This is a genomic window from Arthrobacter sulfonylureivorans (assembly GCF_047607445.1).
Taxonomy (GTDB): domain Bacteria; phylum Actinomycetota; class Actinomycetes; order Actinomycetales; family Micrococcaceae; genus Crystallibacter; species Crystallibacter sulfonylureivorans_A.
In genome coordinates this window covers 26,243-49,702 of sequence record NZ_JBLKRT010000016.1, presented here as the reverse complement: position 1 = coordinate 49,702, position 23,460 = coordinate 26,243, and the positions used below count along the sequence as shown (strand labels likewise).

21 protein-coding genes are annotated in these 23,460 nt (G+C 63.7%); 10 read left to right on the top strand and 11 right to left on the bottom strand.

Features of this window, described 5'->3' with window-relative positions; translation table 11 throughout:
* Positions 1–79: 79 nt before the first annotated feature.
* Entirely contained in the window at positions 80–964 is an 885-nt protein-coding gene (locus ACMX2H_RS09625; protein ID WP_414960280.1) for an Fpg/Nei family DNA glycosylase, read from the bottom strand.
* A gap of 237 nt (positions 965–1,201) precedes the next feature.
* Between ACMX2H_RS09625 and ACMX2H_RS09620 the strand changes: the two genes are divergently transcribed.
* A complete protein-coding gene (locus tag ACMX2H_RS09620; protein WP_414960279.1) occupies positions 1,202–3,277 on the top strand; it encodes a transglycosylase domain-containing protein in 2,076 nt (691 codons plus the stop codon).
* A gap of 112 nt (positions 3,278–3,389) precedes the next feature.
* The gene (locus ACMX2H_RS09615; protein WP_414960278.1) at positions 3,390–4,127 is read left to right on the top strand and encodes a GntR family transcriptional regulator; all 738 of its coding nucleotides are present in this window, start codon (positions 3,390–3,392) and stop codon (positions 4,125–4,127) included.
* A 63-nt stretch (positions 4,128–4,190) separates the two neighbouring features.
* Here the strand turns inward: ACMX2H_RS09615 and ACMX2H_RS09610 are convergent, their stop codons facing one another.
* Positions 4,191–4,550: an iron chaperone gene (locus tag ACMX2H_RS09610; protein WP_414960277.1), complete on the bottom strand. Its 360-nt coding sequence runs from the start codon at positions 4,548–4,550 to the stop codon at positions 4,191–4,193.
* 446 nt (positions 4,551–4,996) lie between these two features.
* Between ACMX2H_RS09610 and ACMX2H_RS09605 the strand changes: the two genes are divergently transcribed.
* The 4 genes from ACMX2H_RS09605 (at position 4,997) to ACMX2H_RS09590 (ending at position 9,147) form a co-directional block, all read left to right on the top strand.
* On the top strand, positions 4,997–5,980 hold the full coding sequence (locus ACMX2H_RS09605) for a phosphotriesterase family protein (protein ID WP_414960276.1): 984 nt from the start codon (positions 4,997–4,999) through the stop codon (positions 5,978–5,980).
* A gap of 55 nt (positions 5,981–6,035) precedes the next feature.
* The gene (locus ACMX2H_RS09600; RefSeq protein WP_414960275.1) at positions 6,036–6,998 is read left to right on the top strand and encodes a phosphotriesterase family protein; all 963 of its coding nucleotides are present in this window, start codon (positions 6,036–6,038) and stop codon (positions 6,996–6,998) included.
* A gap of 104 nt (positions 6,999–7,102) precedes the next feature.
* The gene (locus ACMX2H_RS09595) at positions 7,103–8,224 is read left to right on the top strand and encodes an FAD-dependent oxidoreductase (RefSeq protein WP_414960274.1); all 1,122 of its coding nucleotides are present in this window, start codon (positions 7,103–7,105) and stop codon (positions 8,222–8,224) included.
* Entirely contained in the window at positions 8,221–9,147 is a 927-nt protein-coding gene (locus ACMX2H_RS09590) for an alpha/beta hydrolase (protein WP_414960273.1), read from the top strand. The genes ACMX2H_RS09595 and ACMX2H_RS09590 overlap by 4 nt, the downstream gene beginning before the upstream one ends.
* Before the next feature lie 400 nt (positions 9,148–9,547).
* On the opposite strand, the gene ACMX2H_RS09585 is transcribed toward ACMX2H_RS09590, so the two are convergent.
* Positions 9,548–10,489: an MBL fold metallo-hydrolase gene (locus ACMX2H_RS09585; RefSeq protein ID WP_414960272.1), complete on the bottom strand. Its 942-nt coding sequence runs from the start codon at positions 10,487–10,489 to the stop codon at positions 9,548–9,550.
* A 162-nt stretch (positions 10,490–10,651) separates the two neighbouring features.
* Between ACMX2H_RS09585 and ACMX2H_RS09580 the strand changes: the two genes are divergently transcribed.
* Positions 10,652–12,370: a CocE/NonD family hydrolase gene (locus ACMX2H_RS09580; RefSeq protein ID WP_414960271.1), complete on the top strand. Its 1,719-nt coding sequence runs from the start codon at positions 10,652–10,654 to the stop codon at positions 12,368–12,370.
* 72 nt (positions 12,371–12,442) lie between these two features.
* Here ACMX2H_RS09580 and ACMX2H_RS09575 read toward each other — a convergent pair whose 3' ends face one another.
* From ACMX2H_RS09575 to ACMX2H_RS09555, 5 genes are read right to left on the bottom strand one after another with little or no spacing between them, the layout of a single operon-like run.
* Positions 12,443–14,143 (bottom strand): amidohydrolase, encoded by a 1,701-nt coding sequence (locus ACMX2H_RS09575; protein ID WP_414960270.1) that lies wholly within the window; start codon positions 14,141–14,143, stop codon positions 12,443–12,445.
* A gap of 2 nt (positions 14,144–14,145) precedes the next feature.
* Positions 14,146–14,445, bottom strand: a complete 300-nt coding sequence (locus ACMX2H_RS09570) for an EthD family reductase (RefSeq protein ID WP_414960269.1) — start codon at positions 14,443–14,445, stop codon at positions 14,146–14,148.
* Between the two features lie 28 nt (positions 14,446–14,473).
* Positions 14,474–15,904, bottom strand: a complete 1,431-nt coding sequence (locus ACMX2H_RS09565) for a purine-cytosine permease family protein (protein ID WP_414960268.1) — start codon at positions 15,902–15,904, stop codon at positions 14,474–14,476.
* A gap of 17 nt (positions 15,905–15,921) precedes the next feature.
* The gene (locus tag ACMX2H_RS09560; protein WP_414960267.1) at positions 15,922–16,119 is read right to left on the bottom strand and encodes a hypothetical protein; all 198 of its coding nucleotides are present in this window, start codon (positions 16,117–16,119) and stop codon (positions 15,922–15,924) included.
* Positions 16,116–17,192, bottom strand: coding sequence for an LLM class flavin-dependent oxidoreductase (locus tag ACMX2H_RS09555; RefSeq protein WP_414960266.1), 1,077 nt, complete (start codon positions 17,190–17,192; stop codon positions 16,116–16,118). The genes ACMX2H_RS09560 and ACMX2H_RS09555 overlap by 4 nt, the downstream gene beginning before the upstream one ends.
* Positions 17,193–17,286: 94 nt before the next feature.
* On the opposite strand from ACMX2H_RS09555, the gene ACMX2H_RS09550 reads away from it, so the two are divergent.
* Positions 17,287–18,360, top strand: a complete 1,074-nt coding sequence (locus ACMX2H_RS09550; RefSeq protein WP_414960265.1) for an Lrp/AsnC family transcriptional regulator — start codon at positions 17,287–17,289, stop codon at positions 18,358–18,360.
* Here ACMX2H_RS09550 and ACMX2H_RS09545 read toward each other — a convergent pair.
* The 3 genes from ACMX2H_RS09545 to ACMX2H_RS09535 all read right to left on the bottom strand — a co-directional run bounded on the left by ACMX2H_RS09545 (position 18,333) and on the right by ACMX2H_RS09535 (position 21,727).
* Positions 18,333–19,817 carry an aldehyde dehydrogenase family protein gene (locus ACMX2H_RS09545; RefSeq protein WP_414960264.1) on the bottom strand — a complete coding sequence of 495 codons (1,485 nt, stop codon included), beginning with the start codon at positions 19,815–19,817 and terminating at the stop codon, positions 18,333–18,335. The two genes, ACMX2H_RS09550 and ACMX2H_RS09545, sit on opposite strands and share 28 nt — an antisense overlap.
* 90 nt (positions 19,818–19,907) lie before the next feature.
* Positions 19,908–20,420 (bottom strand): flavin reductase family protein, encoded by a 513-nt coding sequence (locus ACMX2H_RS09540; RefSeq protein ID WP_414960263.1) that lies wholly within the window; start codon positions 20,418–20,420, stop codon positions 19,908–19,910.
* A gap of 332 nt (positions 20,421–20,752) precedes the next feature.
* A complete protein-coding gene (locus ACMX2H_RS09535) occupies positions 20,753–21,727 on the bottom strand; it encodes a LysR family transcriptional regulator (RefSeq protein WP_414960262.1) in 975 nt (324 codons plus the stop codon).
* A 182-nt stretch (positions 21,728–21,909) separates the two neighbouring features.
* On the opposite strand from ACMX2H_RS09535, the gene ACMX2H_RS09530 reads away from it, so the two are divergent.
* Positions 21,910–22,098 (top strand): ferredoxin, encoded by a 189-nt coding sequence (locus tag ACMX2H_RS09530; protein ID WP_414960261.1) that lies wholly within the window; start codon positions 21,910–21,912, stop codon positions 22,096–22,098.
* Between the two features lie 2 nt (positions 22,099–22,100).
* Entirely contained in the window at positions 22,101–23,288 is a 1,188-nt protein-coding gene (locus tag ACMX2H_RS09525) for an NAD(P)/FAD-dependent oxidoreductase (RefSeq protein WP_414960260.1), read from the top strand.
* Positions 23,289–23,460 lie beyond the last annotated feature (172 nt).

Here is a 23,460-nt window from a genome sequence, read left to right as displayed (position 1 = left end):
TCCCCTTCCGTGGGGAGGAGCGCCGTCCGCCTTCAAGCGGTCAAGAACCTCACGACCCGAAGGCCAGGAGCCAAGTAGCCTACTTCAGGAACTTGGACGTCCGGCGGTCGGCGAGCAGCTTGCCGCCGGTCTGGCAGGTGGGGCAGTACTGGAGCGATGAGTCGGCGAAGGATACTTCGCGGACGGTGTCCCCGCAGACGGGGCAGGGCTCGCCGGTACGGCCGTGCACGTGCATGGCCTTGCGCTTGGAGTCTTTCAGTTCCTTCGCCGGCCGGCCGGAGGCTTGCTCGATCGCCGATTCAAGCACCTGGTGCATCGCCCAATACAGCCGGTCCACGTCCTCGGGGTGGAGCTTCGCGGCGTTGGCGAACGGGGAGAGCTTGGCGGCATGCAGGATTTCGTCGCTGTACGCGTTGCCGATGCCGGCGATGGCCGACTGGTCGCGCAGCAGCCCCTTGATCTGTCCGCTGTGCGAGGCGAGCATCTGCGCGAAAGCCGGGGCATCGACGTCGAGCGCGTCAGGTCCCAGCCGGGCAATGCCCGGCACATCGAGCGGATCCTTGACCACGTAGACCGCCAGCGATTTCTTGGTCCCGGCCTCGGTCAAGTCGAAGCCGGGCGCCTCCTCGCCGTCGGCCGCGAACCGCACCCGCAGCGCCATGGCTCCCTTGCCCGGCCGCAGCCGTCCCGGCTTCTTCAGCGCATCGGACCAGCGGAGCCAGCCGGCCTTGGCCAGGTGCATCACCAGGTGCGCATCGCCGGCCGTGATGATGATGAACTTGCCCCGGCGCACCAGATCCGACACCGGTTGGGTGCCCAATGCTTCGAGCGGCACATCCGCGGTTTTGAGGACCGAGAAGGACAGCACCTCAACGTCCGCGATCCGGGCTGCTGGCCCCTCCGGCGGCAGCAGCTTCGACCGCAGGAAATCGACCAGTCCCTGCACTTCAGGCATCTCCGGCATGCCCTCACGGTAGCGCAAAAAGCGCGGCTGGGCGCGGGTTGAGGCGGAGCAGCAACCCGGGGAAATCAGGTGCCCGAAACCTCTACCGCAGCGCCGTTGGAGCTTCTACCCTTTTCTATACTGCTCCGTCTGTCGGGAAGGAGGGGTGCGGGAACCGCCGGCGTCGGGGTCTGCTTGCCCGACGCTCCGCCGGAGGATTTCACCCGGATCCGTCGGCCGGTTTTCGCACAACGGATCATGTGGCCCTTTCGACGCAACAGGCCTGAAGAGGTCGAGTTCGACGACCTGATGGAGACTGCCCGGCGCCCGAAGAAGAAGCGCCGGCGCCGCCGCCTGGACCTGTGGCTGGTGAGCGTGGCGGTGGCGGCCTTCGCCGCGGGGGCACTCGTCGCGCCCGCGGCGGTGGGAGTGTCCGCCGTCGGAAATTCCGTCCTCGACATGTGGCAAACCCTGCCGACCGACCTGCCGGTGGACCGTCCGTTGGCGCAGCGCACCGTCCTGCTGGACAAGGACGGCAAGGAATTCGCCCGCTTCTACAGCGAGAACCGGGTTGATGTTGAGCTGGACCAGGTGTCGGAGGCCTTCAAGAAGACCCTGGTCAGCACCGAGGACGCCCGCTTCTACGAACACGGCGGGGTGGACCCCTTGGGCATCACCCGGGCCCTTTTCCACAACATCACCAGCGCTGATGTCCAAGGCGCTTCCACCCTCACCCAGCAACTGGTCCAGAACATCCTGGTCAACCATGCGCGGAACGCGGAGGAAGACAAGGTGGCGGTCGGCGATACCTACAACGCCAAGATCCGCGAAATGAAGTACGCCGTCGCGCTGGAAAAACAGCTGCCCAAAGATGAGATCCTGCTGCGCTACATGAACGCAGTCTATTTCGGGAACCGCGCCTATGGGGTGGAGGCCGCGGCCCGCTACTACTTCAGCACATCGGCGTCGGAACTCAACTATGAACAGTCGGCCCTGCTGGTGGGGCTGCTCAAGGCGCCGACCGCCTTCGACCCCTTCACCCACCCCGAGGCCGCCACCGAGCGGCGCAACACCGTACTGGAGGTCCTGGAAAGCAGGGGCGTGTTGTCGGCTGACCAGGCGCAGGCCGCCCGCAAGGCACCACTAGGGGTGAAGCGCGGTTCCGAGCCCTCCGGCTGCGGCGGGTCCAAGTATCCGTTCTACTGTGAGGCAGTCCGGGAAGAAATACTCTCCAACCCGGCCTTCGGGAAAACCGCAAAAATCCGCGAGCAGCGCTTCAACTTGGGCGGGCTGACCCTGACCACCGCGTTGGACCGGAAGGCTGCCAACGCAGCACAAAAAGCCGTGGAGAAGGCGCTGGGCAATGACAATCGCGGGGCTTTGGGCACCGCCGTCGTGCAGCCGGGAACCGGCCATGTAGTCGCCATTGCGCAGAACCGCGAATGGGGCAAAGGCAAAGGCAAGACCCAGGTGGTCTACGTTCGCAACGCGTTCCAGGTCGGGTCGGCCATGAAACCGATCGTGCTCGCCACCGCGCTCACGCAGGGCATTCGTACCTCCACCAAGTTCCGTGCCGACGGCCCCTACCGCTCGAAGAAACTGGACAACCCGAAGGGCGGCTACATCAACTACGACAACGTCGACTACGGAGTCATCAACGCCCGCCAAGCCGTCCGCGCCTCGGTGAACATCTATTTCATTAAACTCATCGAACGTGTCGGTGTCATCAACGCGGCCAAGATGGCCAACAAGCTTGGCATCACGTCGATCGACCCGGACAAGCTGAGCGGCAGGGAGGGCTCTCTTGCGCTCGGTGCCTATGAAGTGACGCCGCTGCAAATGGCCAGCGCCTATGCCGCCTTCATGAGCAACGGCACGGTCTGCAAACCGGTGATGGTGATCAAAGCAGTCGCCACCGACACCAAAAAGAAGCTGCCCGTTCCGGACCCCGACTGCCATCGCGCCATCAAGCCCGCCGTCGCGGACACCGTGGCGAATGTGCTCCAGGAACCCTTCAACCCGAGGGGAACCCTGGGACCGCGGATCGAACTTGCTGGCAACCGGGAGGCCGGGGCCAAAACCGGGACCACCAACGACTTCGCGGCGAACTGGATTGTCGGCGGCACGCCGCAGCTTACGGCTGCCGTTTGGCTCGGTGACCCCCGGGGTGGGGCACAGCACCCGCTCACTAAACTCACGGCCTACGGCAAGACTTACGAAGACCTGACCGGCTCCGAAGTGGCCGCACCGGTCTGGAAGGAAACCATGGACGGCGCACTCAGGGGCGAAAAGAAGCTGGAGCTGCCCGAGGCCAACCGCTCGTTGACCAAATAGGAACCGTACCCTATACCGCCCGCTCACCATTGCCCGCACAGTTCCCGCCGTTCGGCTGGTCCAGCACATAGGGTTGATGTGATCATCACCTGAACTGGAGGACCGACTACCGATGGCTTCTGGCGAACTCGACTTCTCGTCCGGGGTCCCGCTGTACCGGCAGATCAAGGAGATCCTGCGCCGGGAGATCGCGGACGGGGTGGCGGATCCGCAGAAGCCGATGACGGAGGCGCAACTGCTCAGCCGGTTCGAGGTCAGCCGCGCGCCCATCAGGCAAGCTCTCATGGAGCTAACCAGTGACGGGTACGTCTACCGGAAACAAGGCAAAGGGACCTTCCCGGCCAGGGGTCTCCGGGTGCACCGGCCGGCTGATGTCCAGTCCGGACGTTTTTACCAGTTCCTGGTGGAAAGCGGGATGCATCCGTCGTCGAAAGTCTCCGCCCCTGAATGGGTGGAACCGCCCGCCGAGGTCGGCCAACTGCTGGGCACCGACGAACACGAGAGGCTCCTGCATTTCACCCGTTTGATTTCGGTCGAGGGCGCACCGCTGGCCGAGGCGACCGTGTACATTCGCGCGCCGCGCGACTTCAACCCCACGGTGCAGGAACTGGAAGAGAGCGGCTCGGCCTTCGAACTGCTGGAGCAAGGCTACGGCATCACGCTGGGCCGGTCGGAACACGAGGCGTGGGCGACGGCGGCGACCGCCGATAACGCCGCCACCTTGGGCGTCGGGGTGGGAAGCCCGCTATTGGTCATCGACACGGTTTTCCGCACCGCGGGCGGCCGTCCCATCGGCTGGCGCACGGCCCTGCACCACGCCGAAAACTTCAAGTACCGGTTTACCCAGTAGCGCCCCGACGGCCTGCGCGGGTGTGTCAGGCGGCGGACCGGTGCGGTGCGGTCTGCTATCGACTCACACCTCGCCCGTAGGCAACTGCTGGAGCCGCCACGCGATGATCTCGCGCATGAGCTCGGTCGGGAGCGGGACGTCATGGCGCAACTGGACCAGGTGCTCAGTGGTTCCATAGTCGGCCAGCTCTGCGGAGAAATGCGCGATCGCGTCTGGAGTCGGATAGAACCCGATGTGGCGCTTGGTTCCGGTGAAGAAAAACAACGGCTCGGTGCCGAGTTTGAAGGTCGGCATTCGCCAACTGATCGATTCTTCCGCCTCATCGGGCACAGCCGTCCGGATCATTTCGTACACGGACAGCAGCCGGTTTCGCACCTCACCGTCGTACTGGTCGATGTACTCGATGATCGAACTCGCAGTCATGGCGGTCTCCCTTTCAGCCGACGTCAGGTGGGGCGACGGTCGCAGCTTGAGCGATGCTGCACGCCGATCCTATTACAGCCGGACTCGAGGATAGCGCGGCGAACAGTCCGGTGACGGGTCCCACGCGACCTAGCGTTCACAAGCGCCGCCCTGGCCTCTCCAGGGCGACTCTTCAGTCCCGGCAAGCTGCCTGCGGCAGCACCTCCTGACTGCCCCAGAACAACCGGTCGGTAATGGCGTTGACTTTCACCCGACATCGTGTAAACCTAGTTTACAGGTAATCGGGGTCACATCCACCGGCCGCCGGCATCCATCCGGCGGTGCTCGTTTCCTTCGCTTACCGACGCCTGCACCGAGTTCGGCGAGGAATCCATCCAGAGGTCGCGGTGCATGATCCTTCCCAGCGCGCTACGCCCCGGCGTGACGTACAACGAAAGGTTGTGCCGATGACGGATACAACGACTTCCACCCCCGAAACCGTCAACACGGTCCTTGGACCCGTTCCTGCTCACGAGCTGGGCGTGGTCGCGGTCCACGAATCGCTGCTCTCCGTCCTGCCAGGCGCGCAGTATGCCCCGGACATTTCCATGGACCGGGCCGAGATCTTCGAGGCCCTGGCCGCGAAACTCGCCGACTTCCGCGACAAGGGCGGCAAGACCATCGTGGACAGCACCGGCATGTTCCACGGCCGCGACCTCAAGCTCTACGAGGCACTCTCCCGCTCCACCGGGGTGCACATTATTGCCTCCACCGGCCTGGGCCCGGAGGAAGAACTCGGGGGCTATTTCCTGACCCCGCAGACCAACCCGCCGACGCCGTGGCCGGCCGAAAAGTTCGAGGACCTCTTCGGCAAGGAGGTCACCGAAGGCATGGTGGTCCCCCGGGTTGAACGACGCGCCGCTGCCGGCATCGTGACCACCACGGCCGACCGCTCCGGCATGACCCCCACCGAAGCGTCGCTGTTCCGCGGCTCCGCCCGCGCCGCCAAGAACACCGGCGTGCCGGTCTCCATCCGCTTCGGCGCCGACGTCCTGCACGACCTGGACGTTGTCCTCGACGAGCAGATCGGCGCCGACCGCGTGCTCGTCGGGGATGTGGACCGCAAGGACGCCGCCAAGTTCGCCCTCGAGGTCGCGGGCCGCGGAGCCTTCGTCGGCATCGACCACGTGGGACTGGACGACAACGAGGCCTACCTGACCGACCGCGAGCGCGCCGACCTGGTGCTGGAACTCGTCCAGGCCGGGCACGCGGACAAGATCATCCTTTCCGGCAACTCCATCGGCGTTGCCAAGGGACTGCCGGAGTACAACCTGCCGTACAGCCACGTGCTGGCAACCTTTGTGCCTTTCCTCAAGGGCCAGGGCCTGAGCGACGACGACGCGCAGACCATCCTGGTGGACAACCCCCGCCGCCTGCTGACGGTGCGCTGACCGCCCCAGGCGAGCACCGCCGTCGTCCATCAACAAAAGCTTTTCTAATCACGAGGTGAGGGTCTTGACCAAAGTAAACACCGTGCTGGGAACCATCCCGGCTGAAGAACTGGAAATCGTGGCGGTCCACGAACACATCGGCTACGGCATGCCCGGCTCGGAACTGGACACCAAGTGGTGGAAGTCGCCGGAGCAGGCGTACGAGGAAACCGTGCCGAAGCTGCGGAAGTTCCGCGAGTACGGCGGCGGCACGTTTGTGGACGCCACCGGCATCTGCAACGGCCGCGACATCGACTACTACCGGTCGCTGTCCCGCAAGACCGGCGTCCACATTGTGGCCTGCACCGGTTTTGTCGGCGGCGACACCGCCCTGCCGCACTTCTCCCGGGCATCGGTGGACTACCTGGCGAAGGTGTTCATCCACGAGATCACCGTGGGCATCGGCGACACCGGCGCCAAGGCCGGCGTGATCAAGGTTGGCGTCAGCCGCGGCGGCAAGATGACCGAACTGGACAAGCGCATCTACCGTGCCGCGGCGCGGGCCGCCGTGGTCACCGGCGTGCCGATCCTGACCCACCTGGCCATCGACCCCGAACCGGCCGTGAACATCTTCAACGAAGAAGGCCTGCCGCTGGACCGGGTGCTCTTCGGCCACGCCGACGACGGTCTGAACGCCCCGATCACCCCGCACGACTGGATTTACGAGCAGGGCGGACGCATCGGCTTCGACACCTTCGGCTACGACCTGGAACTGCCGGATCCGCCGTTCTGGGGCCGCAAGCGTGCCGAGCGGATGGAGCACTTCGTCAACCTGGTGAACAAGGGCTACGCGGACAAACTGCTGGTCTCGGCCGACGCCAACTGCAGCCCGCTGGGCTGGCCGGGCGTGAAGGGCCACACCATCAACTACATCTTCGAGGACATGCTGCCCGACATGCGCGCCGCCGGCATCGACGACGCCACCATCAAGCTCCTGCTGGAAGACAACCCGGCGGACTTCCTGTCCATCAAGGCCTAAGCACCTAACCTTCCACACCCGCCGCGCCACAGACGACGACGGCGGGGCTCACCATCCATCCCCCGAGGTCGCCCACGCGGCGTCCAGTGAAGGAACACAGAATCATGAAGACTTCCGAAATCCAGAACCTGAAGATTGCCATCGTCGGTGGCGGCTACGCCGGCGCTTCCGCCGCCCTGGCCCTGCTGCAGCTCGGTGCCGATGTGCACGTTTACGAGCAGGCCCCCGAGCTGGGCGAAGTGGGTGCCGGCATCGGCCTGCGCCCGCCGACAGTCGAGGTGCTGCGCAAGTGGGGCGTGTTCGAGGAGTTCGCCAAGGTTTCCGCCCCGTCCGAGGCCATCGAGGTCTACCAATCCAACGGCGAGCTGATCGCCCGCGACCCGTGGCCGGGCATCAACGAATATGCCCAGACCAACCACTGCCGCATGGTCCACCGCGGCGACGTCATCGAGACCCTGCTGCGGCTGCTGCCGGCCGAGCGTGTGCACATCGGCCACAAGATGATCACCGTCACCGACAACGGCGACTCCGCCACCGTGAAGTTCGAGAACGGCGTCGAGGTCACCGCCGACCTGGTGCTGGGCGCCGACGGCATCCGCTCCAGCGTCCGCAACCAGGTCTTCGGCGAAGTCCAGCCGGTGTTCTCCCACACCATCGCCATGCGCGCCGTGATCTCCGCCGACGACGCCTACGGCCTGGTGGAGAATGACAACTTCCGCGTCTACGTTGGCCTGAACGGCACCACCGTGTACTTCCTGCCGCTGCGCCACCGCAACCAGGTGTCCTTCGACATCACCGCCCCGAGCGAGGACACCGCCTGGGCGCCGGAGGTCACGCACGAGTACATCGGCCAGCTGCTGGAGGGCTTCGACGAGCGGCTGCAGAAGATCGGCCAGGAGCTGGACATCGCCGCGATGACGAACCGCGGCGTCTACGACATCGAGAAGCAGCCGAACTGGCACACCAACAGCGTGGCGCTGGTGGGCGACGCCGCGCACGCCATGCTGCACCACCAGGGCCAGGGCGCCAACTCCGCCATGCAGGACGCCGCCTGGCTGGCCGACGCCATCAAGGACGGCGCCGACCTGCAGGACGCGCTGCGCACCTACCAGGCCAAGCGCAAGCCGATCACCGACGTGCTGCAGGACATCTCCCGCAAGCCGTTCGACATCGGTGATTCCTTCCCGGAGACCACGTCCTTCAAGAAGGGAGCTGGTGTCGAGTGACCATCCACCCCGAGATCGGCAAGCTGCTCGCCACTCTGCCGCCGTTCGACCACAGCGTCCGGCCGGACCCTGCGGGCAAGCGCGCGGGCGACCTGCAGTTCGTCGCTCCGCTCGAGGATCGGCTGCCGCTGCACGCCGTGGAGGACTCGGTGGCGGTCACGGCGGCGGGCGAGGTCCCGGTGCGGATCTACACCCCGGCCGAGGCCGATTCCTACGGCCTGCTGGTCTACTTCCACGGCGGCGCTTTCTTCTCCGGCAGCTTGGAGACGCACGACCACGTGGCGCGCGCGCTGGCCAAGGAGAGCGGTTACAAGGTCATCTCTGTCGGCTTCCAGCTGGCACCCGAGGCGCCCTTCCCCACCAGCCTGCAGGAGTGCTACGCCGTGGTCCGCTGGGCCGCCGAGCAGGGCGAAAGCCTGGCCTGGGACGGGAACCGGCTGGCGCTGGCGGGCGACAGCTCCGGCGCCAACTTCGTGGCCGCAGTGACGGCGACGGCGCATGACGACGGCTTCGACCGGATCACGCACCAGGTCCTGTACTACCCGTCCGTGGACCTGGACTTCGACGAGGACCGCTACGCCTCGCTGCGCGAGAACGCCACCGGCTACGGCCTGGAGACCCCGGCCCTGAAGCCGTGGAACTCGTTCTACATCGAGAGCGGCGCGGATCCGGCCGATCCGCTGGTCTCGCCGATCAAGCGCGAAGACCTCTCCGGACTGCCGAAGGCCCTGGTCATCACCGCCGAGTACGACCCGCTGCGCGACGAGGGCGAACTCTACGGCCAGCGCCTGAAGGACGCCGGCGTGGACACCACGGTGAGCCGCTATGCCGGGGCGAACCACGGCTTCGTCCAAAACTTCTTCTGGATACCGGAGTTCTACCGGGCCTTCCAGGAGACGGCGGAGTTCCTGAACAAGGGCTAGCCCGCTTCTGGCCCTGGACTGACGAAAGCGGCGGCACGCGTCTTCGGACCGTGCCGCCGCTTTCTGCTTTCCTGCTTCGCGGTCCGCATAAGGTCGCCGCCGGCTTCTCTTCACGTCCCGGATGCCATCATCAAGAGCACGACGGCGAAGCCCGCCTCCCAGCGCCTCGCGCCAAAGCCCCTCCCAGCAAAGCGGCGCGCACCCCAGAAGGTGCGCACCGCCGTCGTTCTTCGAGCTGCCGCCCCTGCCCAAACGACTGTACGGATATGGCCCCTCTCCGGCGCGAAAAGGGGCCATATCCGTACAGTGCTTGAGGAAGAGGGGAAGGTAGGGGCTATGGGAACGCCTCGAATCTCCACGCGGGCCTAGCGGCCCTTGGTCGATCAACGGTGCCGGAGGGTCACTGCCGTGCTTCGAACTCCTGGCGGTAGCCGTGCAGGGTGGTGAAGAACGGGGAGGGCTCCAGCGCCGGGTTCCCGGTGTAGCCGATCGCTTCGGCAACCGGCTCGAACGGGGAGTACGCGGAGTCCGTGGCCTGCAGCCCGTCCTGCAGGCACTGCCGGGCAGCGTCGGCGATCCGGGACTCCAGGTCGATGCTGAACTGCAGGGCCTCCCGGGCACGCTCGGCGTCGAGACCGATCTCGTAGGGAACCCCGTTCGCGTCGCGGTACGGGTGGCCCAGGAACAGCCGGTTGGGCCGGACCTCGTCACGCAGGTATTCCAGGCTCTTGCGGTAGGCGGCCGGATCCTCATAGCCGGGGAAGCCGTTGGCGGCACCGTGCGCCTGCACCGCGTCGCCGACGAAGACGTCGTTCTGCCCGTCGATCACGTACGCCACGGAGCCGGCGGTGTGGCCGGGAATGTGGTGCACGGAAACGGTCACGCCGCCGCCAAGGTCCAGCTTCTCGCCGCCCTGCACCAGCAGCGTGGGCTCCATCTCGCCGGAGATCACCTTGTTGGCCGCCTGCGTCTGCTCCTCGATCGCGTTCGGGTTGTCCAGGTACTGCAGGCGCACCTGCACGTAGTTGTCCACGTGCGCGCGGCGGGAGCGCAGCAGCGGCGCGTCGCCCTGGTGGATCACCACCTGCGCCTTGCGTCCGGTGAGCTCCCACAGCGCGTGCGCCCCGCCAAGGTGGTCGATGTGGCCGTGGGTCAGCAGGATCCAACGCACGTCCTCGATCCGGCGGCCCAGCTTCTCCAGTTCGGGGATCATGCCCTCCACCGGCGAAGTGGTGATGCCGGTGTCCACAATGGCCGGCTCCGGGGCATCGATGAAGAAGCTGTAGAGGCCAAACCGGCCCCACGGCGACACCAGCGGATGGACTTTCACATCGTGCGTCATGCTGCTCTCCTCAACTTCAAAACCGGCTGGATAGCCCCCAACCATTGTGGGCCCAGCCGCTGTGGCCTTGCCCACATCCACTTTATTATAATAATATGTCTGGAGCGAATGCCCGCCTGCAACGGCTCGGGGCACTCGGCCGCTGACAAGGAGTTTGCACACATGACTGAATTCACGACGTGGAATGCCGGTGGGGAAAAGATCGCCATCCGCAAGGACCTCCGGGTACCGATGCGCGACGGCGTGGAGCTCGCCGCGGACGCCTACCAGGGCATGGATGAGAAGCCACGCCCGGCGCTGGTGGCCCTGAGCCCCTACGGCAAGGAGCTGCAGGCGCTGGCGCTGACCACTCCGCCGCAGCGCCGCCCCAGCCCGATGTGGGACGGCTGCATCGAGGCCGGCGACATTGCCCGGATCGTCAAGGAAGACTACGTCCACGTCATTGGCGACCTGCGTGGTTCCGGTGCCTCCGGCGGCGAACACATCGGCAACTACAACGCCGGCGGCGTCTCGCTGGGCCAGGATGCCTACGACTTCATCGAGTGGGTCGCCGAGCAGCCTTGGTGCGACGGCAACGTCGGCATGGTGGGCATCTCCTACTTCGGCTCCATGCAGGTGCTGGCCGCGGCCGAGCGTCCGCCGCACCTGAAGGCCATCTTCGTCTCCGGCGGCCACTACGACTTCTACGAAACCACCTACCACGGCGGCGTCATGTGGTTCATGCCGCGCGCCGCCCGCGAAGGCCGCGGCGGCGACTCCGGCTGGGCGTTCACCGACGGCGTCAAGTCCCGGATGATCGAGAAGTACTCCCCCGAGGAGCTGAAGAAGCTCGTCGCCCAGCGCCTGCAGGACCCGGATGTCGCCGCCTGGCCCAACCTGGTGCACGTGCTGAACTACCCGAAGAACCACGAGGCCTGGTTCGACATCGTGATGAACGAACTCGACGGCGAGTGGTACGAGGAACGCAACCCGATCACGCTGGCCCCGAACATCGACATCCCGGTCTGGCTGCAGCTGGACCAGGGCCGCGGCTGGACCCTTGACGGCACCATCGAGCTGTACAACGCGCTCAAGGGCCCCAAGAAGCTGGACATTGGCCCCTACCCGCCCATGCAGTCGCGCCCCTTCATCGAAGAACACGACAAGATGTTCCGCTGGTACGACTACTGGATCAAGGGCATCGACAACGGCGTGATGGACGAGCCCGCCGTCAGCGTCTTCGTCGAGGGCTCCCGCGAAGTGGTCACCGCCGAGGCGTGGCCGCCGAAGGAGATCGAGTACAAGCCCCTGTACCTGCGTCCGCGCCACAAGCTCTCCGCCGAGCCGGAGCTGATGGGCGCCGAGTACGCCGCGCCGGACGGTTTCTACCAGGCACCGCTGACCGTGACGGACAAGGTCCAGATCATCAACTGGAGCACCGAAACCTTCGAAGAGGCCACCGAGATGATCGGCACCGGTGCGGCGCACATCTTCGCTGAGATCGACCAGCCGGACACCAACTTCATCCTGCGCCTCTGGGATGCCGCGCCCAACGGCAAGCGCCAGCTGATCACCACCGGCTACCTCAAGGCCTCGCACCGCGAACTCGACGAGCAGCGCACCACCGAGGGCAACCCGTACCACCCGCACACCCGCTCGGTGCCGGTGGAGCCGGGCAAGATCGAAGAGTACGTGGTCCGTCTCTATCCGTTCGCCAACACGTTCAAGCCCGGCCACAAGCTGGTGGTGGAACTGTCCAACGGCGAGCCGCTGGCCGACGAGCACAACGCCCTGCTCCCGCCGGATGCTTTCCACCTGCCGGTGGGCCGGCCGGTCACGCACAAGATCTACCGCGACGCCGAGCACCAGTCCCGGCTGGTGCTGCCCTTCACCACGCGCTAACCCCACAGGGACAACGACGGCGGTGCTCGCCATGGCGAGCGCCGCCGTCGACTGTTCCTGCGCGCGGAATTGTCAGGACTCTGCCGCTGCCAGCGCGGAGAAATTCCCGATCCCTGGGGTCGAGGTGGTGCTATAGACGTGTTTTCCCCCGAGGAAAACTTCTTCAACTTTGATGTCCAGTAGCTCTTCGGGGGGCACGGCCAGCGGATCGCGGTCCAAGACGATCAGATCGGCCAACATACCTGGTTCCAGCCTTCCGCGCGTATGTTCCTCGCCTAGGGCGTAAGCCCCTCCCACCGTATGCATGCGAAGGGCTTCATAGATTGAGACGCCCTGGTCCGGGGTCAGCACTTCACCATGGAAAGTTCGGCGAGCTACAGCACTGGCAATGCTCAAGAAGGGGTTAGTCTGGCTGACTTCCGACCCGACCCACACATCCGAGCTGCCGGAGATCGTCCAGCCATCGTCGATCATGCGGCGGAACGGGAACTGCAAATCGCGCGCGTAGGCTCCCACGTAGGTGGGGACGAACTCACCAAAGTTGTAGATGAACACCGGTTGCGGCACCGGCACAATGGCAGCTGCCTTCCATGCCTCGCTGAGCCCCTTGTAGTCCGGGACGAAGTTGCCAGCGTGCTCGATCCTGATCCGAGGCCCTTCCGGGTACTCATCCGACACGCCGGCCAATGCCTCACAGACTTCCAGCTGGGCTCGGTCCCCATTGGCGTGAACAGCCAACTGCAGTCCGGCTTCCTGGGTTCTGCGAGCCAGCCGGATAATCTGTTCTTTCGTCAACGCCAGCTCGCCGCAGTTGTGCCCGTCGATGGCGTAGGGCTTGCTGAGAGCCGCCCGTGCAGCCGAGTATCCGCCGTCGGAGAAAGCTTTGACCCCCTGAATCTTGATCAAGGACTCTGCGGACCGAAAATCGGTCCACGTCGAATGGGCGCAGGCCTCCTCAAGGCTGACCGTCCCCGGCGTCCACAGGTACACGTGGATGCGGGCTGCCATCCGCCCCTCCGCCAGTGCGTCATCATAGGCTTTCAGCCCGTCTCGGGATTCGGAGATCTCCCCAATTGTCGTTACGCCATTAGCGGTGAAGAGCTCGCGGATGCCTGACTCCAGCGCCGCGCGCGATTCCTCCGCCGTTAGGCCGGGGAAGGGCAGGAGCTTGTCCATTTCGGTCACGACACCTGTGGGTTGGCCTCGTTCGTCCCGTTGGACGGCGGGCTTCCCGGTGATGGAATACTCGACGGCCTCATAGTCATCGTCAATGCCGCTCAACTCCAAAGCGCGGCTATTCAGGATGCTTAGATGACCGCCGGCGCGGATGGCTATCGCGATCTCCGTGCTGACGCTGTCGAGCTCTTCCCGCGTAGGAAACCGCTGGTCCGCTAACTTCTGGTCAAAAAATAGGTTCCCCTGGCCAACCAACCATCCCTCGCGGGCATGTGCAAGATGGTCCCGTAGGGTTCTAAGCACCGCGGCGATGTCCGGGCACTGCGGCGCCCGGACATCCACCATCTGATAGCTGGCTTTGGCAGCCACTTCGGCATGAGCGTGAGGATCAACGAATCCTGGCATCAGCGTCCGTCCGCCCAGATCCACAACGGTAGTGCCGTCCCCCACCCAAGATCGGACGTCGGAGGCTGGGACAACAGCCTGAATCAACCCGTCGCGGATACACACGGCCGCGGGCCCTTCGAGTTCCACGGCACCTAAAGTGATGACGCGATCAGCGCGGATAACCGTGTCTGCGGCGCTATTGCGAGTCATGGCTAGCTCTCGCCGATCCGCGGAACGTTCATGACCGTGGCTCCGGCGTGGGCGAAGTTCGCCAGATCAGCCACCGAGGCCCGTCCGGCTTCCGATGCCAAAGACGCATCAGCATCCGGCTTCGAGGCATAGGTCAGGCGTGCCACTAGATAACAGTCATGCTCGTCACCTACGACCTTGCCCCAAGTGAATTCCTTCAGGAGGGGGAGCTCACCGACGAGCCCTACGTGTGTCGACGCGTAATAACGGTCAAACGCTTCCTGGTCCTGCGGCTTATTGTAGAGCACAAAGATGTCATGCATGGGTCGAGCACCTTTCATCAAAGGGAAATTAGAACGTACGCCCTGGAGCAGTGGTCTTCTGCGTATAGCCGCCCTTGTTCTGCGGGATCAAGATGAACTTTGTGCCCAGCCAATAGATCACACCGGCGACAAGGATGGTTGGAATGGAGGCAGTGGTGAATTGGAACGGCGCCCGCGAAACATAAGTGACCGGATCAAGCAAGTACAGATAGGTAGCGACCCCTGCGACGAAGGCAACCATCCCCACCGGGTTGATCCCACCCCAGTAGTAATACGTCGCAGATGATTTGGCACTGAACAGTGCTCCGACGTCGTACTGCTGGCGTCGAAGGAAGAAGTAGTCCACTATCTGCATGCCGCACATTGGAGCAAAGGCAATCCCTAGGAAAGCAAGGAAAATGCTGAAGTTATCAAAGACGGCTTGGGCGAAGAATCCCGCCAAGATGAAGGCTGGCAGAGTGGCTATCCAGATCGACGTAGTCCACGAAGTTTTCCGGACAGGCGCCAACTGCCGGACGGCGAGCGTCGCGGCGTATACTCCCACAACAGCGGTACCGATATTGGCAAGGATGATGAACGCCAGAGCAATAACCCCGAACACCGGACCACCGACGTCCACGAGGAACTGGGTCGGGTCCCCTGCAGAATCCGGCACAAGCAGTCCGCCATAAAGTCCGGTCAAGGAGCCTACTCCCACGGCCAACCCGAGCCCTAGGACAACCGGCCACAGCGATTTGCGTGCACTGGGTGAGTTCCGGACCATGGCGCCGGTGTAGGCCCACCACGACAGATTCGACGCGATAAGAACTTCCATGGCGCTGGCCCAGTTGACGCTCGGCTCTTCCCACGGTGCGACAGCGGGCGCAGCCAACAAACTGCTCATCCCTGCGCTGTTAATCAGGAGTGCCAAGATCACAAAGGCCAGTATCAGAACTGCGATTGCGATTACTTGGCTGAAGTTCCTGACGGCCGCCGCACCCTTGCGCAGCAGCACGAGGACCACGGCTACCGCTGCGATGCCGGCCAAGCCTACGGTCCACGTCGGCAACTGCGCACCAAAAGCACCGCCAATCGACACGACTGCACGCCCCAGGAGGACGAACAAGTAGACGTTCCAACCCAGGGTGGCCAGGTAAATCAGCACTACGGCTAAAGATTTCCCACGGCTGCCCAACTGGGGAGCAGATCCGGAGACCGCATCAATGCCGTATTTCGCGCTGGCCGGCATGCAGGCCAAAACGATGAACAGGATTCCGATCAAGGAACCAGCCAGCACTGCAAGAGTTCCCTGGCCTGCCGGCAGGTAGTATGCAGCGAACCCGCCAATGATGAAGCACCACGTCGCAATAGCGGTGGACACGGAGGTTGAGAAAACCGCGAAAGGGCCCCAGGCCCGTTGGGATTTGAGCTGTGGCCAGCCGTTTTCCACTGCCGTCGCGCTGATTTTGGCGCTGGTCACAGAATCATTCTTCAGACTCATAGCAGGCTCCCAATGAGGATCATGATGGCGGGTATGGCAAGGGTGACCAAGAGGAGTGCGACATAGTCACGTGCCGTCATCGCCTCGCCTTGGTTTTCGGGCTCAGAGATGGCTTGGACAAGCTGGGCCAACTGAGCCTCAAGCACGTCCGCAGTGTCGGGCGGCGTCTGCTGGTTTGCTGGCGTCGTTGTCATCGAACTGCCTCCTCGAAGGAACGGTCTACCTGCGGGATGACCTCGCGGCCGATTAAATCGAGAGACTTGCGGATGTTTTCGTGCCCGACCCCGTCGATGCGGAGGAGAACCTCATCGATCCCCATGTGCTCAAGCCTTTCTATACGTTCGATAAAGTCGGCGGGCGTCCCAATCATCACGGAGGGCGTGAAATTGCAGAGCCAGTCGAGATCATCCTGATTCTTGACAAGTTCCTCCAAGGTGTCCAAATACTCGTACGCCGGGTTTTTGGACAACGGAATGTAGAGATCCAAGATGAAACGGAAATAGCGCATGGCCACGTCTCGGGCTATCATTCTGGCTTCTTCCCTGGTTTCTGCGCAATATGCTGTCGCGACGTAGAGGCCACAGTAATCGTTTGGCGCCAAAACCGCGGAATGGTCCGCGGCATCAAATGATGTCCTGTAAGCTGTCAGGCATTCCTGCAGATAATCGAAGCCAAAGTAGTTATCGAAGGTAATGACCCCTATCCCCCTCTGGCCGGCATTGCCGTGCGATTGCACACTGGATGCGGCGACGGAAACCGGCGGATGCGGGGACGTGACCGGTTTCGGCACGACCTCAACTGTGGGTATTTTCCAGACCGGCCCATCGTGTGCGAGTTTGGTCTCCGTCATCGCCTTCATGAGCACATCCATCGAATCTTCCCACTGCGCGCGGGTATCTTTAGGATCTACACCGAAGGCGCCAAGGGTAGTCAAGTTGTTGGATCTCGCAGTGCAGATCTCAGCGCGCCCGTGGGAAACGATATCGAGTGTAGCCAGCCTTTCAGCGACCATAACGGGATGGTTCCACTTAAGCATTACAGAAGCCATGGTGCGCAGTTTGATGTTTTGCGTTCTCATGGCAATGGCGGAATATAGCACCTCCGGCGCCGCCACCGAAAAGTTAGGCGGACTGAAATGCTGCTCGGAGGTTCCCCATGTCGAGAAACCCAGACTATCGGCCAGTGCCACCTCGTCTATAAGCTGGTGATATCGGTGATAGGCAGTCGTGCCCGCGAGATCACCCTCTTGTAAGAGTCCTACCTTCATAATTCCTCCTATAAATGACTAGTTAAATAAATGACTTGCCGTGGCGCATGTTCCGCTGGACCGGGGGTCCGGCTGGTCTTATAAAGTGGTGTGCATGGGACCACGCGCCGACTACATTGATGCTGCAGCTGCTATGTCCTCTGAGCGAGGGGCCCTGGTGCCGCTGGAGCTTCCCGGTGTTTTGCGTTCGGACGCCGCCGGCGAGCTGACCCAGCTTGACCTGAACCTCATCGAACAGTTGCAGGTGGACGGCCGGATCCCTTTCACCGAACTGTCGCGGAGGGTGGGAGTCACCGAGAAAACGGTGCGGCGCCGGGTCAGCCATCTCCTGGCCGAAAACTACATACAGATATCGGCTGTTACCGACCCCGGCCTCCTCGGATTCCATTCCTTGGCGCTCATACTCATCACCGTCGACGGAAGCCGGGCTCCGTCTGATTTGGCGGAGTATCTGGTTTCTCTCCCTGAGATCGACTACGTCACCGTGACAAGCGGCCCCTTCGCCCTTCAAGTTGAGGTCATTTGCCGGGATGGCAAGGAGCTTCACGACGTCGCTGGAAAGATTCGCACGACTGCAGGTGTGCGGGCTGTGGAAATCCTTCCGTTCCTGCGGCTTCACTACCAGCAGGCAAGATTCTCCGGAGTCAAGAAGGACACGACGCCCGGGGTGCGCCCCCGCGCACTGGACTCTACTGACAGGGAAATCATTGCCCGCCTTGCCCGAAACGGCCGTGCGTCTTTCCGGGAACTGGCGGCCGAGCAGGAAGTCTCCGAGACCATGATCCGGCAGCGGTACGCCAGATTGGTCGATTCCGGCGCCGTACGGGTGATGTGCATCGTCAACCCGCTGAGGCTTGGACTTCAGTTCTCCTGCTGGGTGGGGCTCACTTTGGGACAGGGTGCGAAGGCAGCGGACGTCGCCGAGTCGCTCACTGGGCTCCAGGCTGTTTCTTACGTGGCGATCACGGCGGGCCGCTTCGATGTCCTGGCCGAAGTTGTCACGTCCACGGGAGAGGACCTTCTCCGCGTACTTGACGACGAAGTGCGGGCTCTGCCGGGAATCCGAGAAATTGAAACCTGGCTGTACATGGACCTTCACTACAAGGCGCTGCAGCCCCGCCACGATCTGGGAAATGACGGTCACGCCAACGACATCCAGACCGTCTGAGACTCCAAGAACTTGTCCAATCCGTCAGGTCCACAGTCCTTACCCAAGCCGGAACTCTTCGTCCCGCCAAAGGGAGCGGCTGCGTTGTAGTCCGCGTAGGTATTGACCCAGACGGTTCCAGCCCTTAGTTGTTGTGCCACGTTATGGGCCTTGCGGACGTCATTCGTCCAGACTCCGGCAGACAGGCCGTACTTGCCGGAATTCGCCCGGGGGATCAGTTCTTCGAGTGAATCGAACGGCTGGATTGCGAGCACTGGACCGAAAATTTCATCGGCAACCACGGGATCCGAATCGGCAGAACCAATCACTGCAGTGGGTTGCAGGAAGAACCCGGCCCTATCCAGACGTGAGCCGCCAAAGGCGACAGTACCCCCGGTGCCCTCAACAGTATTCAGGTAACGCTCTACCTTTTCCCGGTGATGCGCTGAGGCCAGAGGCCCCATGGTCGACGCTCGCTCAAGCCCATGGCCAAGTACCAGCGCGCTCGCGTGTTCTTTCACGGCTTCAACTACTTCGTCTACAACGCTGCGCTCGACCATGAGACGCGACCCGCTGAAGCAAACCTGCCCCGAGTAGAAGTAGGCGGTGGTCGCGGCATACGCTGCCGCCTTGGCCACATCTGCGTCCGCGAAGATGATGTTTGGGTTCTTTCCGCCGAGCTCCAGCGAAATGTGCTTCAGGGAGCGACCAGCCTCGGCCCCCAAATGTCGGCCGGTTGCTTCGGATCCGGTGAAGGAGATCTTATTGACCAGCGGATGGGAGATTAGCGCCTGTCCCGTCCCGGCGCCAGAACCAGTTACAACGTTGACAGTTCCTGCCGGCAGGCCGGCTTCGACCGCCAACTGCGCCAGTCGCAGGGAAGACAGCGACGTCAGTTCGGACGGTTTGAGCACCACGCTGTTGCCGGCTGCAAGGGCGGGAGCTAGCTTGATGGCAGCTTGGCACAGCGGGAAGTTCCAAGGGGTGATAGCCGCCACGACGCCCAGAGGCATCCTGCGGGTGTAGACATGCGCGTTGGGGGTTGAAACTGGGACGGTAGCACCCTGAATCTTGGTCGGCCATCCGGCGTAGTACCTGAATTGCTCGACGGCCAAGGGAAGATCAACGCCCTCGACCTGCGCAATCGGTTTGCCGCCTTCAAGTGCGTCGTACTGCGCCAATTCGGCCGCATTTTCTTCAACCAGGTTTGCAAAGCGGTGCAGTGCCGTTTCCCTATCAGCCGGCAGCATACTGCCCCACTCGCCTTCGAAGGCCTTGGCAGCGGATTGGACCGCTTGGTCGACAACCCTGTCCTCAGATTCTGCGACTGTCGTAATGACTTCACCCGTGGCCGGGTCGACGGTGCTGAATGTTTTTTCGCTCGGTGCAATTTCCGCACCGTCGATGAACGCTCCGTGTTCCGCAGTGGCGAAGGCGTGGGCGCGCTGGTCCATGAGTGATTCGAGTGCAGTAGCCATGGGGCAGATGCTCCTTTGTGTGGGTTCTGGGTCAGTCATAAGTTGTCGAACCGCCGGTGCTAAGAGCGGCGGAGACGATACCAAAATCGATTAGGCAGCTGGCGAGGCGAGCATCTGGCGTCGGTGATAGACGATCGGTGTAAGGCTGTCGTCATGATCAATGTCGACGATGCGTCCGACGACGATAGTGTGATCCCCACCGGGAAGCAGATCCTCGACAATGCAGTCCATGACCATTGCCGATCCGGAGAGCCGTGGTTGTCCGGAATCACTCAGCCTCCAGTCGATCTGTTCAAACTTCGCTGGCCCTTTCTTAGCGAACGCGAAAGCGACATCCTGCTGTCCATCGGCGGTGATATGGACGAGAAAGCCACGGCCGACTGCCATAGCGCCGAGCGTCTCCGATGACGCATCCAGGCAGACAAGGGCAAGAGGCGGCGTCATCGACAACGAACTGACGGCTGAGACGGTCGCCCCATGGGGTGTCCCATTTTCGGCCGTAGTCGTAACGATCGATACGGCTGCAGGAAGGTCGGCCATGGCAGCACGGAAGGTTGTCGGGTCAAGTACAGTCTTGTGATGCAAATCACTGGTGGGGTTCATGAGAGGTACAGTATCGACACCTTATGTCTAAATCAAGACTGTAATCCAAACATTTCTTGCTTTACATGACCGAGATTCGCACTTCGTCTCCATGGCGACCTACGCCGAGCGAACCTAACGCCAGGTGCATGCCGTATCGGGCCAGCACCTATCGGCGAGGCGAAGCCACTGCGCCCCCAGAAAATCCGGTTTGCCCGGCTCGGCACCCGCACGCGAAATACCTCTAGCTCCCAGCAAAGGGCGCCGAGATCGGCGCTGGCAGGCAGGCCACATACGGGCTGCTTACATCGATGAGTGCAGCCAAGATGCCTCCCACAATGGGGAAGGATGGGCTAGCTGGGCAGCTTGTACCGGGCCTGCAGCGGCTCGGCCGCCTCGAGCAGGATTTCCCGTAGCCAGGATTTGAAGGCGCCGTCGGCCAGCCACGGGTTCCAGACCATGTCGATGCCCAGCGGCTCCACCGGGAACGGGAACTCCTCCACCCGTAGGTCGAACCGGCCTTCGAATTCCAGCCCCACCTGGTAGCGGTGGATCGCCACGCCGCTGCCGGACTGCGCGATCAGGTGCGGCACGAACAGGTGGTCGGAGACCCGCTGGCGCACCCGGTACGGAATGCTCTTCTCGTCCAGGATTTCGTACGGGCGCAGCCGCTCCGACGGCGAGTCGGGAAACACGTGCGGCACCTGCTCCAGCAGCTGCAGGGCGTCGGCGTCCCGGGGCTCGTTCCACGACGCCACCACCACCCACCGATCGTCGTACAGCCGCTCGCGGGGATGAGGCGAGGGGAACGCCTCCGGCAACAGCACCACGTCGGCGGCGTCCTCCACGAATGGCGCACTGGTCGCCACGCTGGTGGTGCGCAACTGCAGCACGGTGTTCGGCGCGCGCTCCGCCAAGAGCCGGCTGAGCTCACTACCGATCACGAAGGCGGTGCTGTTGGTCATCGCCACGGTGATCTGCCGGGTGTCCACGGCGGGATCGAAAGACGAGGCGCTGATAATGCGCGCCGTCTGGTGCAGCGCCTGCCGCAACGGAGCAATCAATTCCGCGGCACGCGGCGTGAGCACCATCCCCCTGCCCTGCCGCACCAGCAGCTCGTCATTCAGCAGCCGGCGGGTCCGGTTCAGCCCGTGGCTCATCGCCGGCTGGGACAGCCCCACCTTGCCGGCGGCCTTGGTCACCGACCGCTCCTCCAGCAGGGCCAGCAGCGGCACCAGCAGGTTCAGGTCGATGGAGGCCAGCCGCGCCAAATCGGCGTCCATTGCGGTCTCCGGCCGGACATCGGCCAGCGGATCGAGTGACGACATCGAAACCTCCGTTGGAGCGAGCGCGGGCATGTCCAGCACCGTCCGCCCAGTCTAACCATCTATTCATCAGCTGCACACCACGGATGAAAACTATTCATTTGCCGAACACCAGTGGCGCTGCCAAGCTTGCAATAAGCCCGGCGTGTGAAGCAAGCCACACGCAGATTCGAGTGGAGAACAACATGGAAATCATCCTGGACCGGCCGCGCTGCGAAGGGCACGGCCTCTGCGAAGAAGTCGCACCGCAGCTGATGCATCTGGACGACGACGGCGAACTGGTACTGGACGTGGTGCACGTCAACGAGGACCAGCTCGAAGCAGCCAAGCAGGCCGCCCGAGTATGCCCGGTCGCCGCACTCCGCCTGGGCTGACTGTGCGGTTGGAACGTATCGTCGTCGTCGGCAACGGCATTGCCGGGCTGACGGCCAGTGATTCGCTGCGCGCCGCGGGATTCGACGGCGAGTTGACCATCGTCGGCGACGAGCACCACGCGCCTTACAGCCGGCCGGCGCTCTCCAAGGCCGCGCTGCTGGACGCAGAGGAGATGACCTCCCACCAGCTTCCCGCTTCGACGCACGAGGCCCGCGAACTCCTGGGCATCCGGGCGCTGCAGCTGGACCCGGAACTCAAGTCGGTAGTGCTCGACGACGGCAGCATCCTTCCGTATGACGGACTGGTCGTCGCCACCGGTTCACGGGCACGCCGTCTGGCCAGCGCAGACCCGGCCGCGCGCCGACACGAGCTGACCCTGCGCACCCTGGAGGACGCACTAGAACTGCGGCGCCGGATTGCGGACAAGCCCTCGGTGGTGGTGGTCGGCGGCGGCGCCCTTGGCATGGAGATTGCCTCCGGCTGCCTGGCCGCGGGCTGCGACGTCACGCTCGCTTCACACCGCCAGCCGATGGCCCAGCAGCTAGGACGGTATCTTTCCGAGGTCTTCCTCGCCGCCGGTCGGGACCACGGCCTCAAGCTTGCCCCGTCCCAGGCCGTTGGCCTGCGCGAAGCAGACGGCCACCCGCTGGTGGAACTGGCCGACGGCTCCAGGCTTGAAGCTGATCTGGTGGTCAGCGCCATCGGCGATATCCCGAACACCGGCTGGCTGGCGGACAGCGGACTCCTGACCAATGGCAGGCTGGAAGTCGACAGCCGCGGCCGGGTGCGCACGGACATCGTCGCCGCCGGCGATGTAGCTGCCTTCCCCACTGCCCGCGGCGTCGGCCGGATTCCACTCTGGACCAGCGCCATCGAGCAGAGCAAGACCGCCGCCCTGGCCCTGCTGAACGGCGACGACGCCCCGGAGCTGGAGTTCCGCCCGTACTTCTGGACCGAACAGTTCGGCCTTAGCTTCAAGGCCAGCGGATTCCTCCCGCTGGAGGGCACCCCGGAGTACCTCGAAGGCGGTCCCGACGGCGGCCCCGCGCTCATGCGTTGGACGCACGCCGACGGCTCCGGCACCGCCGTCGCGCTCAACTACCGCATCCCCATCCCCAAGCTGCGCCGCCTGGCCAACCCCGCCCCCGCCCTCGTCGAGACGCCTGCCCTCGTCGAGTCCCCCGCCTGACCGCCGCACTGGCGGTAACAACCGCACCATCGACGGCGTCGACTGCTGAGCTGAAGCAGCCGACGCCGTCGTTTTTAACGTCCGGCCGGCAACGTAGAGGGGCCCGAGGCAGGACCGCCGCGCCAGAACCTGCCCTCAAGCGGCCCCGATGGTCCGAATCCTGTAAGAGACG

Coding starts and splice junctions, on each gene's coding strand:
- ACMX2H_RS09625 (WP_414960280.1), bottom strand. CDS start 964: ATGCCGGAGATGCCTGAAGTGCAGGGACTGGTCGATTTCCTGCGGTCG.
- ACMX2H_RS09620 (WP_414960279.1), top strand. CDS start 1,202: ATGTGGCCCTTTCGACGCAACAGGCCTGAAGAGGTCGAGTTCGACGAC.
- ACMX2H_RS09615 (WP_414960278.1), top strand. CDS start 3,390: ATGGCTTCTGGCGAACTCGACTTCTCGTCCGGGGTCCCGCTGTACCGG.
- ACMX2H_RS09610 (WP_414960277.1), bottom strand. CDS start 4,550: ATGACTGCGAGTTCGATCATCGAGTACATCGACCAGTACGACGGTGAG.
- ACMX2H_RS09605 (WP_414960276.1), top strand. CDS start 4,997: ATGACGGATACAACGACTTCCACCCCCGAAACCGTCAACACGGTCCTT.
- ACMX2H_RS09595 (WP_414960274.1), top strand. CDS start 7,103: ATGAAGACTTCCGAAATCCAGAACCTGAAGATTGCCATCGTCGGTGGC.
- ACMX2H_RS09585 (WP_414960272.1), bottom strand. CDS start 10,489: ATGACGCACGATGTGAAAGTCCATCCGCTGGTGTCGCCGTGGGGCCGG.
- ACMX2H_RS09580 (WP_414960271.1), top strand. CDS start 10,652: ATGACTGAATTCACGACGTGGAATGCCGGTGGGGAAAAGATCGCCATC.
- ACMX2H_RS09575 (WP_414960270.1), bottom strand. CDS start 14,143: ATGACTCGCAATAGCGCCGCAGACACGGTTATCCGCGCTGATCGCGTC.
- ACMX2H_RS09570 (WP_414960269.1), bottom strand. CDS start 14,445: ATGCATGACATCTTTGTGCTCTACAATAAGCCGCAGGACCAGGAAGCG.
- ACMX2H_RS09560 (WP_414960267.1), bottom strand. CDS start 16,119: ATGACAACGACGCCAGCAAACCAGCAGACGCCGCCCGACACTGCGGAC.
- ACMX2H_RS09555 (WP_414960266.1), bottom strand. CDS start 17,192: ATGAAGGTAGGACTCTTACAAGAGGGTGATCTCGCGGGCACGACTGCC.
- ACMX2H_RS09550 (WP_414960265.1), top strand. CDS start 17,287: ATGGGACCACGCGCCGACTACATTGATGCTGCAGCTGCTATGTCCTCT.
- ACMX2H_RS09545 (WP_414960264.1), bottom strand. CDS start 19,817: ATGGCTACTGCACTCGAATCACTCATGGACCAGCGCGCCCACGCCTTC.
- ACMX2H_RS09540 (WP_414960263.1), bottom strand. CDS start 20,420: ATGAACCCCACCAGTGATTTGCATCACAAGACTGTACTTGACCCGACA.
- ACMX2H_RS09535 (WP_414960262.1), bottom strand. CDS start 21,727: ATGTCGTCACTCGATCCGCTGGCCGATGTCCGGCCGGAGACCGCAATG.
- ACMX2H_RS09530 (WP_414960261.1), top strand. CDS start 21,910: ATGGAAATCATCCTGGACCGGCCGCGCTGCGAAGGGCACGGCCTCTGC.